This window comes from Microcoleus sp. Pol8_D6 (assembly GCF_036700965.1).
Classification (GTDB): domain Bacteria; phylum Cyanobacteriota; class Cyanobacteriia; order Cyanobacteriales; family Microcoleaceae; genus Microcoleus.
In genome coordinates, this window is record NZ_JAUBPW010000101.1 from 1 (window position 1) to 17246 (window position 17246).

General features: G+C 47.0%; 9 protein-coding genes. 2 read left to right on the forward strand and 7 right to left on the reverse strand.

Annotated elements, in window-relative coordinates; all coding sequences use genetic code 11:
* Positions 1 to 67: 67 nt before the first annotated feature.
* Positions 68 to 304 carry a hypothetical protein gene (locus QUA10_RS26930; protein WP_333086432.1) on the forward strand — a complete coding sequence of 79 codons (237 nt, stop codon included), beginning with the start codon at positions 68 to 70 and terminating at the stop codon, positions 302 to 304.
* A 281-nt stretch (positions 305 to 585) separates the two neighbouring features.
* On the opposite strand, the gene QUA10_RS26935 is transcribed toward QUA10_RS26930, so the two are convergent.
* From QUA10_RS26935 to QUA10_RS26955, 5 genes are all read right to left on the reverse strand, one after another.
* Complete coding sequence (locus QUA10_RS26935; protein WP_333081812.1) at positions 586 to 813, reverse strand: type II toxin-antitoxin system PemK/MazF family toxin; 228 nt, start codon at positions 811 to 813, stop codon at positions 586 to 588.
* Positions 771 to 992, reverse strand: coding sequence for a hypothetical protein (locus QUA10_RS26940; RefSeq protein ID WP_333081811.1), 222 nt, complete (start codon positions 990 to 992; stop codon positions 771 to 773). Before QUA10_RS26940 ends, QUA10_RS26935 begins: the two co-directional genes overlap by 43 nt.
* Positions 993 to 1134: 142 nt before the next feature.
* Complete coding sequence (locus QUA10_RS26945; protein WP_333081810.1) at positions 1135 to 4959, reverse strand: S8 family serine peptidase; 3825 nt, start codon at positions 4957 to 4959, stop codon at positions 1135 to 1137.
* A gap of 492 nt (positions 4960 to 5451) precedes the next feature.
* The gene (locus tag QUA10_RS26950) at positions 5452 to 6162 is read right to left on the reverse strand and encodes a hypothetical protein (RefSeq protein WP_333081808.1); all 711 of its coding nucleotides are present in this window, start codon (positions 6160 to 6162) and stop codon (positions 5452 to 5454) included.
* Positions 6163 to 6435: 273 nt separating this feature from the next.
* Positions 6436 to 7320: a 4-hydroxybenzoate solanesyltransferase gene (locus tag QUA10_RS26955; RefSeq protein ID WP_333081807.1), complete on the reverse strand. Its 885-nt coding sequence runs from the start codon at positions 7318 to 7320 to the stop codon at positions 6436 to 6438.
* Positions 7321 to 7530: 210 nt separating this feature from the next.
* Here QUA10_RS26955 and QUA10_RS26960 point away from each other — a divergent pair, with 210 nt between their 5' ends.
* Complete coding sequence (locus QUA10_RS26960; RefSeq protein ID WP_333081806.1) at positions 7531 to 9147, forward strand: Ppx/GppA phosphatase family protein; 1617 nt, start codon at positions 7531 to 7533, stop codon at positions 9145 to 9147.
* 386 nt (positions 9148 to 9533) lie between these two features.
* Here QUA10_RS26960 and QUA10_RS26965 read toward each other — a convergent pair whose 3' ends face one another.
* Together QUA10_RS26965 and QUA10_RS26970 are read right to left on the reverse strand one after the other, a co-directional pair.
* Positions 9534 to 13901: a choice-of-anchor Y domain-containing protein gene (locus tag QUA10_RS26965; protein WP_333081804.1), complete on the reverse strand. Its 4368-nt coding sequence runs from the start codon at positions 13899 to 13901 to the stop codon at positions 9534 to 9536.
* Between the two features lie 313 nt (positions 13902 to 14214).
* On the reverse strand, positions 14215 to 17246 hold a 3032-nt coding region (locus tag QUA10_RS26970), incomplete at its 5' end, for an Ig-like domain-containing protein (RefSeq protein WP_333081803.1).

Below are 17246 nucleotides of genomic sequence, written 5' to 3' on the forward strand. Positions count from 1 at the left end.
ATGTTCAACTAAGCAAATCAAAAATTATTTTGCTCACTGCTGTTACTGTACCTCTTAGTCACGCAAAGTGCTGTATCCCGATCGCATTCTTATGGGTATAACGAGTCAAGTTAGCAGTAGCCCGAAAGTCGGTGATATTGTCATAACAGATTGGCGATCGGGTGGGCTTTTAAATGCTTCTATGATTAAGCCAGTTATTACTACAATTGAAAAAAAACAGATACTCAAAAAATTGGGAAGGCTTCAAGATGTAGATATTCAGTCTTTGAAAGAGGGATTGATTGGAATTATAGGTAATAGTTGAGCGATCGCCATTCTGAATTATTAGAAAGGAAGATCGCTCTTTTTTAACCGCAGATGAAGGCAGATTAACGCTGATGCAAGAAGGGATCTCGCTCTTTTGATGAATGATGAGCGAGATCCTTTCTGAATTATTAGAAAGGGATCTCGCTATAATTCTAAATAGCGCTGCAAAATCTCTTGAGCTTGGGAAAATAGCTCCGATTCCAATTAGCCGACTTGTTGTACTAATCTCGTTTTATCGAAAGTCATGGGATCGACACAGACTAGCAAACTGTCTGCATCTCAACCATTTTGTGGGGATGCGGGTACTAAGAGCACAGCAGGAGAAATCCGAGGATCGTGAGGACGAGCTGAGGTAAACGGCAAAACAGTCACTTTGCTGCGCCGCTCGTTGAACAGCGTACCAGAAATGACTAACGCAGGCCGCGTTTTCCGTATTTCTGTTCCTACTGACGGATCGAATCTAGCTATCGGGATGCTTCCCAGTCGGTAATCGCTTGAGCTTGCCATTCCTCATCCCATCCTAAATCTAATTCGTCAATTAGCTTGCAAGCTTCTGCTAAAGCTTGGTTTTCTTGTTGTTTTCGCCATTGTTTTAAGAGAGATTCTATCAAAGCACTGGGGTTTGGCGCTTTTTGATTGACGTATGTGAGTAAGTCATCTGGCAAGCTGATAGAGATGTCGCTCATTGGCTAATCAGAATAGTTTTTTGTAATTATTTTAGCAACAATTGACTGAAATGACAATTTTTTATTAGTTGAATGCACAAACGGAAGGGCGATCGCTCTTTTGATGAATGATGGGCGATCGCCTTACATAATTTAGAAGAAATTAACTAATTCGGAATGGGACAGTCTGACCAAAAGTACCATCGCTATTTGGTCTATGAACTTCTACGTGCAAGTGAGGACCTGTACTCCAACCCGAATTGCCACTGTACCCAATTAGCTGTCCTGCTTTGACAGTATTACCTTCCTTTATTCCCCCTGTTACTTTTAAACTAAATCCACGTTGTAGATGTAAGTAAGCAGAACGATATCCTCCATCATGCTCAATCGTAACTAAGTTTGCTTGATTCGCTTTTTCTGAACCACCACCTGTGTCTGAATAGGCATCTATTACTCTTTTCACTGTACCTGAACGCATTGCATATACAGGTGTACCCAAGTTAACACCATAGTCAATGGCATATTGCGCTCTGCCGGTATGTGAAGTTGAACCACCAGGTCCTTGTGTCAGGCTGCCAGCACCTTGTAAAGGATTATTGAATCCCACTAAAGGATTAAATGAAGTTGGATTAGCAAAGAGAGAAGGTTGAGAATTTGTGTCGTTCAAAAGTGGTTGATTACCAAGATTGGAAGTGTTATCAAACGAAATACCGCTACCTTCTTTGTAAGCAGTTGCCTTACTACCATTCCAGTAGATGTACCCATTCTCAAAGTATTGAATGATATTCCCATTACCCAGCCCTTTTTCCTCACTTTTTGGAGCACCCAACCACCCTTCCAATCCACCTGTTTTCAAAAAAGCTTGACGGATGCCACCGTAAAGGGGGAAAGTTCCATTTTGACTGGTAACGATTGACCCTTTGTCGAATAGTTGATAGCTGACACTACCATAATTGATGACATCGGAAGTGGGATTGCCCAGCGTTCCTTGATAATTCTGGAAAACCGGATAGAAGTTGCCACCAATGGTGTGTCCGTTGAGAGAAATTGAATTAGGTGGTGGCTGTACAGGATTGTCAACTGGTGGCTGTACGGGATTGTCAATTGGCGGCTGTACGGGATTGTCAACTGGTGGCTGAGGTGGAGATACCTGTTTGGGAATGTCAATTGTAGTCCCCGCCTGAATCTCATCAGCTTTGGGAATATTGTTGTATTGAGCAATCCAGTTGTAAGCATCAGCAGAAGCATCGCCCATTGTGTCGAGTGCTATTTGACTGAGGGTATCCCCATATTCAAGAGTGTAAGACACCCACTCATAGTATTTGCCATTAAATTGATCGGCAGTGGCCCTTTCTAATGGCGTCACCAACCCTTCTAAACCCCAAGTTGTCGGATTCGAGAAAGGTGTCGGAATATAAGCTTGTGGGGCTGTTTCCTTGGCCACTTGCACAGCTTTATTGAAATTCACCACCCCAAAACCCGTTTCTTCATCCCATCCGGGCTCCTTCAAATCGATCGCACTTCCGGTCAAAATGTCAATCACTTGGGTAGCATTCAAATCGGGATTACTCTCCCAAACCTTAGACGCCATCCCCGCCGCCTTAGCCGCGGATGCCGAAGTTCCCGCCATCGTGCCTAAATCCTCGCCAACAGTCGATAAAGTCGGATTATCGATCGCACCTCCCGGCACTAAAATATCCAAACCATAGCCGTAGCTGGAATAATCCGATCGCCCAAAGCCATCAGATGAACCAACTGTGAGAATATTCTCAAACTCCTGGGAAGATTGACCCAAAACAGACATCACACCGCCGTCATTCCCAGCCGCCACAACTAACAGCACTCCATTCTGACGCGCATTTTCTAAAGCAGCACGTTCTCTGGGTGTAAATTCGTAACGAGTGGTAATGCTTCCATCAGCATTCTTTTGAGTTAAATCGAGGGGAAGAAGTGCGATCGCATTCTTCTGCTTTTGTGCTTTCGCCTCACTTACAAAATCAGTTAAAGCTAAATCCCATTCCCCAGAACCAATTGCCCGACTTAAATAAACATTCGCCTTATCGTTGTAGCCATCAATACCTTTATCGTTGCCTTGAATTGCACTCACTAAACCCCAGCTAAATGTGCCGTGTTCGTTACCTGTGCCGGCAGTAAACAAAGGATTGCTGTCTTTGTCAATGCGATCGCGCCCCAATGTCACTTTAGAGTAGTCCAAATCGGGATTGTTTGTCGCAAACCCAGTATCGATGATGCCGATAAATGCGCGATTTTCTGGTGGCGAACTAATCGGTAATACGGTTTCAATCGGCGGTTCGGGGTCGATCGGCTGCGACATATCATCGATCGGCTCAAGTCCAAGCAGAGGCGGTTCAGGGGCGATCGTAGGCGGTTGCACCGATGGTGTTGGAGGGGTCGGCAGCGTTGCTACAGGCGGTGTTGTCGCAACAGGCAGCGTTGTCACAGGCGGCGTTGTCTCAATCGGGGGCGCTACAGCAACAGGTGGTTTTGTCTCCACAGGAGGCGGCGTTTCCACAGGTGGTGTTTCCACGGGTGGCGCTACAGCCACAGGCGGTTTTGTTTCCACAGGTGGTGTTTCCACGGGTGGCGCTACAGCCACAGGCGGTTTTGTCTCCACAGGTGGTGTTTCCACGGGTGGCGCTACAGCCACAGGCGGTTTTGTCTCCACAGGTGGTGTTTCCACAGGAGGCGCTACAGCCACAGGCGGTTTTGTTTCCACAGGCGGCGCGACAGCCACAGGAGGCGCTACAGCCACAGGCGGTTTTGTTTCCACAGGTGGTGTTTCCACGGGTGGTTTTGTCTCCACAGGCGGCGTTTCCACAGGAGGCGCGACAGCCACAGGCGGTTTTGTTTCCACAGGCGGCGCGACAGCCACAGGCGGTTTTGTTTCCACAGGTGGCGTTTCCACGGGTGGCGCGACAGCCACAGGCGGTTTTGTTTCCACAGGTGGCGTTTCCACAGGCGGTTCCAGAACCGGCTGCTTTGATTTGACATAATCGATCAATTTCTTGCCGCCATCAAGTTTAGTCCAATCCTTATTTGGATCGATCACTTTCTCTATTGCCGGTGCTTTGCCCGTCGCACCTGTTAAATTGAAAACCAAATCGTTGTAATCTTTATCTGAACCCTGATCGACGCGCTGATCTTCCATCGCAAATGCCTTGCCGTTGCCAGTGACATCTGCTACTTGACCGTACAACCAAGCATCATCTGGATTAGTGCTAGATAATGATAGCAGTGGGCGTTTATCACCGCCGGCACCGGGATTATTAAACACATCTTGCACAGTACCATTTGGCACCAGCATCACCGCAAAAGCCTCTCCCGGTTTCATCGGAAATGTTTTCTGCCCGCTGTACTGCCCCTGGTTATAATTTGCCTCTCCTAAACTGCCATTAAATAGTGGATTTGCACCTTCTGTGGGGTCAGAAATTACTACGTGACCAAAGGTAGAATTGGTCAGGGATCGTCTTGCCGCTTCTTTGATAAATTCCTGAGAACCAGGGGTAAATTTCTCCATTCCCAGCACGCTGAAAATGGCAACTTCACCTTGATAATTGCCGCCGTCGTGCAGCCAGTCAAAGCCAACTTGTCCCGTGGAATCTGTAGCAAAAAAGCCGGAGTCTACCCCTAAACCTGTCAGCGGGTCAACTTTGCCATCTGGGGTTAAACTAACTTGATAATTTGTATCGCCCGAAGGTGCGGAAATTTTGAGCGCATAATTGGTTGCGCCCAAATTATCGATGCTAAAAGTTCCTGAATTTGTGCCGTTGGTTTCGATATCTTTGACGACTTTTCCCTGACTGTCGAGAAGCTGCATCCCGACAATGGAACTAAATCCTTCAGCCGTAACTCGAAAGCTGCCTGTATTCAGCCGATTAAAACGATAGGTGTCTGTGGGGTCAGTTTTACCTGCGAAGTCGATGGAGAAATAGTTGTCGTTCAGATTGCCGATCGATATATTAGACATGATGCACCTTGATTAATTGGATAACTGGGGGCTGATATTGATCTATCTGAAGTGCGTCGGAATTTTTATGCGTTTTGTAATATAACTTCACAAAGAGTGTGGATTAAACCTGCTGAACTTTCCGCCGCTATGTATCTATCTGGGGTAAGTTTTAGTTTTTATGCAAAGTTTCAGTCTTTGTAATATAACTTCACACAGGGGGTGGATTAAACTCGCTGAACTTTCCGCCGCTATGTATCTATCAAAGCGGCGCCGGAGTTTTATGCAGTTTGTAATATAATTTTGTATAGAGTGTGCGATCGGCAGTAGGAAATTTCACCCTTAGACATAGGATCTACCCAAGGTAGCAATTTTTCAACTATCTGTGAAGGTAAAGTGCGCTGTGTGAACCTACAGATAGTGTCTGTGCGTAAGTCCTGTAGTTGATTTTGGATGAGAAGTATTTTCTATTTGTTTTGTTGTCACACCATCGTGACATCAATAATTTTCATCCTAGACAACTGGCTGCTGATTTTTTGCATCCCAGTAGAACAAAAACAAAACTATGATGGGCAATGCAGCAAAAATACTCGCAACGCACTCATATATTAATGCGACTCCAAAGTTATCCTGTTGTCCAATCAATGATAGCGGAAAAAACAAAATCAAAGACACAATCATGGAAGCAATAAGCAATCCAAGATAGGTCAGAATCATCGTCCAAAATATCTTACCTCTTTTCCCTTGAGTCAAATTCGCACTAACTTTTTGAGCCTTAGATCCTTCTACACCTTCCAGCACCACAGCGGCATCAATTAGTGCATAGCGCAATGCCAAAATGACACCTGGAACGATAAAAAGAATTAAACCACATAGCACAATCAATCCAGTGACAAAACGAGTTCCGAACATCTTGAAACACTTTCGTCCTGCGTGGGTCATGGACTCACGATAAGTTGGATGAAGTCCCCGCTTCAACTGAGCAAGTGCATGAAGTAATGCACCCACATAGAGCGTACCAAAAGAGCCTTCAATGAATTGCGATACTCGCAATTCTTGCATGGTTATACGCAACTCGTCTCCGCCAGTCATCTCTGGAAAAACGTACAGGCGCAAATATATCAACAGAATTGACCCCGGCAACCATACTGTTAGCACTATCAAACTAAACAGCACAAAGTTTGAAGCGAATAATCCAATAGCTTCACGGATTTTTTGAATCATAAAGTGTAGGGTCTACATTATGAAGAAATTTTTATATTACAATTTAAATGTAGAGGTGATATCACGCTAGCTTGTAAGTGTTATTTTGTCAAGTAAATAAACTGAGTTTGTGTCGATAGTCGATCGCTTTAATCTTCACTGCTACTCTTTATTTGCTTTCACTGGGGTGTTTCTGCCTCGCGCTTTTTATCGCTCTGCTTCATGATTCATATCAAGTGTAAGTTTTGTTTCGCGCTCTTTCAACCTAACCTACACTTGATATTGGCGAACTTATCAAAAAATCTCCCCAACAATCATCCCCGCCAATATGACAAACCCCACCCAAACATTTTGGCGGAAGATTTGACCGTAAACAAGCTTCGGAATATCAGTATTTCGGAGTTGACTGTATTGCAAAAACCACAAAATCGCCGCCGCACTAATTGCCATCCAAAAACCAATATGCAAGTGCAGATTAATTCCCATTGCTGCTAACAAACCGACAGTACCAACAAAGAAAAAACCCACAGCATTAGCAGCATTATCCCCGAAAAATATCGCGCTGGAATTCACCCCCAAACGCAAATCGTCTTCCCGATCGCTCATCGCATAAACTGTATCAAATCCCATCGTCCAACACACGACTGCACCCCACAGCAGCCAAGTCGCTAATTCTAATTGGTTAACGGCGGCGCTCCAACTAATTAAAACTGCAAAACCCCAGGCAATTGATAACACTAATTGCGGCACTGGAAAGAATCTTTTTGCTAGGGGGTAGCAGATAATTACTGGTACGGCGGCGACACACAGCCAGAAGCTTAAAGGATTGAGATAAAAAGCGAGAATCGCCGCACAAGCAAAGGAAATTAATGCAACTCCGATTCCAGTTTGCACGGTGAGGGCGCGGGATGCTAGGGGGCGCGATCGCGTTCTTTCTACTTCGGGATCGATATCGCGATCCCACAAGTCGTTGATGACGCATCCCGCCGCACTCGTGGCTAGGGTTCCCAACACAATCACTCCCACCAATGCTGTCGGCGGCCTCCCGTGGGCTGCTAAAAAGACCGCCCAGAGGGCTGGAATCATTAAAATCAGCCTTCCTGCTGGTTTGTCCCATCTCAAAAGCCTCACGACGGTTAGCAATTTGGATTCGGGTTGGCGATCGAGCTCTTTAAGCATTTCAATTCTAGATTTGATATTTTTAACTGTAAATTTTATCAAATTTTAGGCACAATCACTTACTATCTCTGCTGCCGATCGCACTTCTGCCGAAATTTCAAACAGGTGGAAGTCTTGGCCAGCCAGCAGTTCCAGATTTTTGCTAATTTAATAGAATGCCTCACTGGATTCGTGAAATAATCATAAATATCTATCAACCCCGATACTCCAATGGTTAATTCACTTGCTTCTACGGAGTCAAATCGTATTATTGCTGCTATTGATATGGGTACTAACTCGTTTCACATGGTGGTGGCACGGATCGATCCGAAATTGCCCGCGTTTACGATTATTGCTAGAGAAAAAGATACGGTTCGGTTGGGCGATTGCGAGGCAAAAACAGGGTGCTTGAAGTCCGAGGTTATGGAAAGGGCGATCGCCACTCTGCGCCGCTTTCAAGATATTGCTAAAACTTTCAATGCCGAACAAATTATCGCTGTGGCTACGAGTGCAGTTCGGGAAGCCCCTAACGGGCGGGATTTTCTCAAACAAGTTGCTGATGAATTAGACCTGAATGTGAGTTTAATTTCCGGTCAAGAAGAAGCGCGGAGAATTTATCTCGGCGTTCTTTCGGGTATGGAGTTTAACAATCAGTCGCAGGTAATTATTGATATTGGTGGCGGTTCTACGGAGTTGATTTTAGGAGACAGTTCTGAGCCTCGCTGTCTCACCAGTACAAAAATTGGTGCTGTTCGCTTAACAGGACAATTTGTCAAAACTGACCCGATAAGCAGGGAGGAGTTTGCTTATTTGCAAGCTTATATTCGGATTTCGCTGGAAAGACCGATCGACGAATTGCGCTCTCACTTCAATGCTGGCGAACCTTTGCGCTTGATTGGCACTGCTGGAACGATCGAAACTCTGGCCACAATTAACGCTCGCGAAAAGTTTGGAACAGTGCCGAGTCCGCTGGCTGGATATCAGTTAAGTTTAAAAGATTTGCGCGATTTAGTCAATCGCTTTCGCAAACTTTCTTACTCGGAAAGGTTGGCAATTCCAGGAATGTCGGACAAGCGGGCGGAAATTATTCTGGCAGGCGCTTTGATTTTGCAGGAAGCTATGATTCAATTAGGAATTGAATCGCTGACTGTTTGCGATCGCTCTCTGAGAGAAGGCGTAATAGTTGACTGGATGCTGACTCACGGTTTAATTGAAAACCGCTTGCGCTATCAAGGTTCAATCCGCCAGCGCAGCATTCTGCACATGGCTGACAAATATCAAGTCAATTTAGAACAAAGCGAAAGAACAGCAGCATTTGCGCTCAATTTCTTCGACCAAACTCAAGGAACTCTACACAACTGGGGAACCGAAGAACGCGAGTTGCTGTGGGCTGCCGCGATTCTGCACAACTGCGGTTTGTACGTCAGTCATTCAGCGCACCACAAGCATTCTTACTATTTAATTCGCAATGGTGAGTTATTGGGCTACACTGAAACAGAGATTGAAGTAATTGCCAATTTGGCTCGCTATCACCGGAAGAATCCTCCTAAAAAGAAGCACGAAAATTTTAGTGTTCTCCCAAAAACTTACCGAGAATTAGTCAGCAAATTGCATCCGTTTCTGCGGTTAGCTGTGGCTTTAGATAGGCGGCAAATAGGCGCAATTTATGATTTTAAATGCCAACACCGCCCGGAAGTTAGAGAGTTTCACTTGCGACTACAACCGCTCAATCCCAAAGACGATTGCGCTCTAGAACTGTGGAGTTTAGATTATAAAAAGCCGTGTTTTGAATATGAGTACAATCTCAAATTAGTGGCAACTTTGGAACCGACTCTGATTCCGGTTTAAATACAAAGCCGAGCCTGGAAACGAGAGACTGTAGGCTGCGAAGTACGCACCCTACAGTTTCAACTTAACCCCAAGTATAGTACCAATATGGTGTTTGACTCCATACTCCTCGCGATCGCCCTAGCCTGCTTTGAGAAGGCAGGGTGGATTAATTTTAGAGACGATAAATCAATGCGATATGACTATTTGCTGACGCTATACGAAAGATTTAAGTAGTGTCTCATATTATGTCCGGTCGAGCGATCGCGATTTTTGTATGGGCGGCTTCACCAACAATACCTGCAAATAATTGACAATCTCAAAAAACCCCCCCGACCGAAATATTATGGTTAATCGATCCTACAGGATATTAGCGATCATTCTGATACAACCGGATTAGATATTATCTACAAACCAGGTAGCCCAATTACTGTAAAATCCTGTTGAGTGATGAGATTAGCTGATACGCCGTTGAGGCTAGCTAAGATTTGATCTGTGTTGGCAATTTTGATAAAAGTTGTGGTGTTTTCTTTAACTATGCTGAGTCGATCGACCGTTAACCCTCCCGTTAAAATTAATAAATCTTCACCTTGCGTAAAATCAGCGATTACAGCGCGGCCTTCTCCCGCAGTCAAGAAAAAGTGATCGCGCCCGCTTCCCCCTTGCAGCGTATCGTTTCCGAAGTCTCCCATCAACCAGTCGTCGCCAATTCCACCAATCAAAGTATCATCACCCTTACCCCCGTACAGAGTATCGCTACCGTCACCGCCGCACAATTGATCGGCATCTTGATTACCAAAAATTAAATCATTGCCACTACCACCGCACAAATAATCTTTTTGATTGCTAGCATTCGTCGCGATATTGTCAATATCTCCGAAAATCGTATCCTCGCCATCGCCACCGCAGATGCTGTCATTTCCCAAATTTCCAAACAGCAAATCATTGCCAGAATCGCCACAAACTATATCGTTATCTTTGCCGCCATGTAAGGTATCATTGTCCTCGCCCCCAGCAAGAGTATCTTCGCTTTCTTGTCCGTATAAAACGTCGTTGCCATTATTACCAAAAAGCAAATCTTTTCCTGTCAAGTCACCGTCAGACGCATCAGAAGTGCCACCAAATAAACTGTCATTACCTTCATCGCCAAGTAGGGTATCGTTGCCTTTGTCGCCCCAAACTACGTCATTATCTTTGCCTGCGATCGCCACATCATGATCTTTACCCGCATAAATAATGTCATTCCCAGCGTGGCCGACGAGATAGTCGTTATTTTCGTTGCCAAATATGGTGTCGCTGTCTGCATCCGCGCCAACAGTAACTGGGCTAGCAAAGCCGCCGTAAATATTGTCGTTGCCGAATAAGCCATTTAGCAAGTCGCTGCCGTTGAAACCGTTGATGATGTCATTAATATCGCTGCCAGTTAGAGTATCTTTACCGTCAGTACCGTTGAGGATATTTTCAGGGATATTCGGGCCGGGAATGGAAGTGCGATCGAGTAAAGTGATTCGATCGCACATACAGTCTTCCGAAGCAGCAGGAATTAGCCTAGGTGTGGGGGTTTCGGTTGGTGGAGATGTGGTTGGGGCGATCGAATTCTGATTGGCGATCGGCGTTTCCCCAGGTTTAGCCGTTGGAATTGGAGTTTCTCCAGATGTCGGAATTGGTGTCGCAATTGGTGTCGGAATTTCCCCAGGAATTAGCGTCGGTGTCGGAATTGGAGTTTCCCCAGGAATTGGCGTCGGAATTGGAGTTTCCCCAGGCGTCGGAATTGATGTCGGAATTAGTGTCGCAGTAGGAATTGGCGTCGCTGTCGGAATTGGAGTTTCCGCAGGCGTCGGAGTCGCTGTCGGAATTGGAGTTTCCGCAAGCGTCGGCGTCGGTGTGGGAATTTCCGCAGGTGTCGGAGTCGGAGTTGGCGTCGGAGTTGGCGTCGGAATAGGAGTTTCCGCAGGTGTCGGCGTCGGAGTCGGAATTGGCGTCGCTGTCGGAATTAGAGTTTCCGCAGGCGTCGGACTCGCTGTCGGAATTGGAGTTTCCGCAAGCGTCGGCGTCGGTGTGGGAATTGGCGTCGGAGTTGGAATTTCCGCAGGAATTGGCGTCGGAGTTGGAGTTGGCGTCGGAGTTTCCGCAGGTGTCGCTGTCGGAATTGGAGTTTCCGCAGGTGTCGGAGTTGGCGTCGGAGTTTCCGCAGGTGTCGCTGTCGGAATTGGAGTTTCCGCAGGCGTCGGAGTCGGAATTGGCGTCGGAGTTTCCGCAGGCATCGGAGTCGGAATTGGCGTCGAAGTTTCCGCAGGCGTCGGAGTCGGAATTGGCGTCGGAGTTTCCGCAGGTATCGGAGTCGGGGTTGGAGTTGTATCTACAATAGTCAAAACAGCACTATAAATCCCTCCTAAATCAGCTCCGTTAGTGGGATTGTTCAGAGTTAAATTAACAGTTTCATCCTCTTCTATTGCCGCATCATCAACAATTGGAATCGTGAAAGTTTGAGTAGTTTCGCCAATGCCAAAATTTAATGTTCCCGATGTCTGGTTATAGTCGCTGCCAGCATTAGCAGTGCCATTACTTGTACTGTAACTGACAGCAGCCACATTAGTAGCATCAGTGCGAGTAACAGTAATTGTGGCAAATTGACCGTTTTCATTAACGCTGTAATTTGCGGCACTAAAGTTAAATGTGCCTGGATTGGTGAGATTGATAATGAAGGCTTGGGTGTCAGAAGTATCGAGCCCTTCGTTCTCTATACCGCCATTATCTCTCAGGTTTAGAGTGATATTAGCACTGCCGATCGCCCCCGGCACAGGTGTAAAGGTTAGCGTCCCCACCGAGTTGATCGCCGGTTGTACACTAAACAAAGCAGCATTATCATTCCCTACCACTTGAAAAGCCACAGTTTGTCCTGATTCGTTGGCAGGGCCTGGAGAAATCGCAGTCGCCCATCCGGGGATGGTTTGTGGCCCCGAATTGCTGCTGAGAGTGCGATCGACTCCTTTGACAAACGAAGGTGCATCGTTGACGGGATTAACTGCGATCGAACTTGTTAAACTATTAGTGCTAAACGGCGTTGTTCCACCAGTAATTGAAGCATTGACGCCTGCAGTACCGTTACCCACTCCGTTACTTCCATCCCACGCCCGAAAAGTAATTGTTGGTTCGCTTCCAGGGGTACTGTAATAGTCTGGGTTGGGTACAAACCGAACTTTCGCAGGCGTTTCCAGAGATACCCGCGTCAGGTTGATGTTAGCTTGCGCCGAGGTTGTGTCGTCACCGAGGAATAGAAAATTAGGACTTTCGTAAGGATCTATCAAGCCGCTAAATCCTGAATAATCGCGCAGCGGGCCGGCTAGTATGATAGCGCTGCCATTGGAAAGAAAGTAATTGTTACCTTGAACTCTGAGAGTGTAGTTAGTAGCAATATTGGTGTTATAAGCAACATTCTCTGCTGCAACAAATAAGCCGTTGGTTTGTCCGCCTGGGTTGGGAGTAATGCCGTCGCCTTGTGCAAAGATATTGCCAGAAGTTGCAGATAGCTGCTGAAAACCGATTTCAATGGCTTTGCGATCGCTAGTAACGGCAACAATGCTAAAACCCGCCCGATTTTGATTAGTGCGGGATTCCGAGATAATTTGGAGATTAAAAGACAAGCTAAAGCCTGTAGTGCGATCAAGCGGTGGAAATGACGGATTTAAAGAATTCTTTGTATAGCCAGCATAGATGCTATTGGCAGCAGTGCTGTTTAAATTAACTCCATTACCGCTAAATATTTCTGAAGCTTTAGTGGCAGGAGAAAGAAGATTTAAGTTAGTCAAATACAGCCAATCTTGAGCACCGGGAGTGTTACCAAGTAAGCCATTATAAAGACGAGTCGGGCCGAGCACGGTTGCTGAAGTTTCCGACACTGGGCCGAAATTTGTCCAAGTATTGCCATCTGTTGAAAATTGCCAATTTCCGTTAGTATTGTCTGCAGCGGTGACTGCAACACCCAAAGGATCGCCATTAGCGTCACTTCCTAACTCGCTAGTGAGGTTAAAAATACTAAAGCCTGTGTTAGCTGCGCTGGGTATATCTTCATTAATTGCGATCGGCGGATTAACATTAGGAGTTGCCAAAGTCGGAGCAATGTTAACCGGCCAGTTGCGGAGGCTGTTAATATAAATACTGTTAATTCCGCCGTTGGGCAAACCCAAGGAGCCTGGACTATCTATAGTATAACTAGCAGTTCTGTTGATGCCGCCAATAGCGCTGGAAAACTCAACATTACCCCCGTTGGGTGGTGCGGGAATTTGCACCTTAGCTGCACTGCCAAATACCCCTAATCCAGTCGTCGGCCAGGCGAGGGAATCAACAGAAGTAATTCCCGCACTGCTAGTATCTACCCAAACAATATCTGAGGCTGCAAAATCCCCACCAAAACCGTTAGTTCCGAATAAGACATTATTGAGATAAGTACCGCCAGCACCGTTATTTATCAGCAATTGAATGTTCCAATCAGCATCATTTCCGCCGGCTACCGGGTTGTAGGTAATATCATTAGTAGGAATGACATCTGAACCGCCGATCGCAATTATTGTTCCAGCCTTGAAAACAGGAGCAATACTCGCCATGTTCCTGAACTGATAAGCAGAAAATTTCTGTGCTGTTGCACTGCTTGAATCGCCTACAAAAAAACTTTGAATTTGAGCTGTTGTTAGATCTTCGGTCAACAGCAGTTCCACATACTCATTCCCCTGGAATTGCCCGTTCCGCCGGAATTCGTTAATAATTATCTGTCCCATATAGATGCACCTAAATTTGAGATGATTATCTATTAGCTATCAACTAATGTCGTTTTTTTTACATTAAATTTTTTATTTACGTAAATACACTGTCAGTATTTTCTTGGTATAGTAGCTTGTTTAAGTCATTTTTGTTACTAAAATAATATCTGGAGTGCTGAGCAGTGTCAAGCAAAAGCTTGGATTATTGTCGATCGCACTCCCGGACGCAAAAAGTGATTTGATACACTACTCATAGCGATAAGCAGCGCCTTGCACACTCTACATAATTAACTAAGATGCGGAGTACGCACCTTAGTTAATTAATTTGTGCTTACCCGAAGATGGTAAAATCATTCACACCGATCGCACTAGCTTGCACTCCATTCAAAGCAGCCAAAAGTAGACCGTTCTCACCAATCCTGATGAAAGCTGCATTAGCATTTTGGGTAATACTAAGTTGAGCAAAAGTTAGACCGCCCCCTAACACCAGCAAATCTTCACCTTTTGTGAAATCAGCAATGACATCGCTGCCTTCACCTGCTGTTAAAACAAAGCGATCGCGCTCAATGCCACCACTGAGAATATCATTGCCCATACAGCCAATCAAACAATCGTCGCCTTTACCGCCGTAGAGAGTATCGTTGCCCTGATCGCCGCACAGCTTGTCACTACCGCCGTTGCCAAACATCAAATCATTACCTTCCCCACCGCATAGGGAATCAGGCAGGCTGTTAAAGTTGATCGCACTGTCTCCTAAAATAGTATCTTCCCCATCGCCGCCACAAATGCTATCACTGCCGCGATCGCCCAACAGCCGATCGTTGCCAGTACCCCCCACCACAACGTCATTGCCCTTGCCGCCATAAACAGTATCATTGCCCTCGCCGCCGCTTAGAGTATCCGCAGCATCTCCCCCATTCAAGAAGTCGTTGCCAGCAGCGCCAAACAGCAAATCGCGTCCATTCGAGTCAGGGCTAGACGGGTCAAAACTGCCTCCAAACAAGCAGTCGTTACCCTGAGCCCCAACCAGAGTGTCATTGCCTTTGTCGCCCCAAATCAAGTCATCGTCTTTGCCACCGATCGCCACATCATCGCCCTTACCCCCGAAAATGAGATCGTTGCCGGCATTGCCGTTGAGGTAGTCATTGCCATTGCCGCCAAACAGCACGTCATTGTCTGTATCCGGACCAAGGGGGATATTGCTGGGCAGTCCGCCATAAATATTATCGTTGCCCCTTTCACCCAGCAGAATGTCGTCGCCGTTGAAACCGTTGATAGCGTCGTTGAGATTGCTGCCAGTGAGGAAATCGTCGCCGTCAGTGCCGTTGAAAGTGCGATCGACAGAATTCGGGCCGGGAATCGAACTGATCGCGGGTAGGGTAATCTGTTCGCAAATGCAATCGCGATCGTCTGGAGTTCCCGCAGGAGTCGGAGTCGGAGTTTCCGTAGGAGTCGGAGTTCCCGCAGGAGTCGGAGTCGGAGTTCCCGTTGGCGTTGGAGTTTCCGCAGGAGTCGGAGTCGGAGTTCCCGTTGGCGTTGGAGTTTCCGCAGGAGTCGGAGTCGGAGTTCCCGTTGGGGTTGGAGTTTCCGCAGGAGTCGGAGTCGGAGTTCCCGTTGGGGTTGGAGTTTCCGCAGGAGTCGGAGTCGGAGTTTCCGTAGGAGTGGGCGTCGGAGTTTCCGTAGGAGTCGGAGTCGGAGTTTCCGTAGGAGTCGGAGTCGGAGTTTCCGCAGGAGTCGGAGTCGGAGTTTCCGCAGGAGTCGGAGTTGGAGTTTCCGTAGGAGTGGGCGTCGGAGTTTCCGTAGGAGTGGGCGTCGGAGTTCCCGTAGGAGTGGGCGTCGGAGTTGGAGTTTGCGTTGGCGTTGGAGTTTCCGTGGGAGTCGGAGTCGGAGTCGGAGTTTCCGCAGGAGTCGGAGTCGGAGTTTCCGCAGGAGTCGGAGTTTCCGCAGGAGTCGGAGTTTCCGTGGGAGTCGGAGTCGGAGTCGGAGTTTCCGCAGGAGTCGGAGTTTCCGCAGGAGTCGGAGTCGGAGTTTCCGCAGGAGTCGGAGTTGGAGTGTCCGTGGGAGTCGGCGTCGGAGTTGGAGTGTCCGTGGGAGTCGGCGTTGGAGTTGGAGTTGGAGTTGGAGTCGGAGTCGGAGTCGGAGTTTCCGTGGGAGTCGGAGTCGGAGTCGGAGTCGGAGGGTTATTGACAACAATGCTTGCCGTCACGATCGCAGAATCAGCTTTTCCGTCATTAGCTTTGTAGGTAAAAGAGTCTGTCCCTGCAAAACCAGCATTCGGAGTGTAACTGAAAGAACCGTCTTGGTTGAGGACGATTGACCCTGTAGCCGGATTTGTCACCAGAATCACCGTCAGCGGGTCGTTTTCCGGGTCTGTATCGTTGATTAAGACTCCCAAACCGGTCACGTTGAGACCGGTATTAAAAGCAGTAATATAGCTGTCAGAATTCGCTACAGGCGGGTTATTGTTGACGCTGACAGTCACGGTAGCCGGTTCAGAGCTAACTATTCCGTCGCTGACTTTGTAGGTAAAGGTGTCTGTTCCAGAAAAGCCTGCGTTAGGAGTATAAGTGAAAGAACCGTCTTTGTTGAGGGCGATCGACCCTTTCGTCGGATTTGCGGCCACCTCAGCACTCAGCGTGTCCAAATCTGCGTCGGAGTCGTTGCCTAAAACTCCTGGCACTATTTCGCTGAGCACTTTTCCCGCACTGATGCTATAGGTGTCAGGTTGTGCGATCGGCAGACTGTTAGTAACGTTGATATTTGCCACAATTGGTGGTAGGGTAGCAATCCCGTCGCTGACACTATAAGTGAAGCTATCGAGTCCAACAAATCCAGGATTCGGAGTATAAATAAACGAACCATCATTATTCAATCCGAGAGTGCCATTGTTGGGATTTGTGACTTTAGTTGCAGTCAATAAATCACCGTCTAAGTCGCTATCGTTGGCTAAAACTCCTGTCGCAACTGGCACGTTGATGGATTGATCGTGCAGGGTTTTGTAATTGTCACTATTTGCCTGCGGCGGCTGATTGGTGACATTAATACCTATCTGAGTGGTCGCAGACGTGAAGGTTGCATCGCTGACACTGTAGCTGAATTCCTCCAAGCCGACAAAACCCGGATTGGGAGTATAGCTAAAGGAACCATCAGGGTTGAAATTGATCTTGCCGTTGTTTGGCAAGGATACCAGTTTGGCACTCAAGGGGTCGCCGTCGGGGTCGATGTCATTGGCCAGGACTCCGGGAATTACGACATTGAGTGTCTTGTCGTGAGGAGTGTTGTAACGGTCACTATTTGCCTGCGGCGGCTGATTGGTGACATTAATACCTATCTGAGTGGTCGCAGACGTGAAGGTTGCATCGC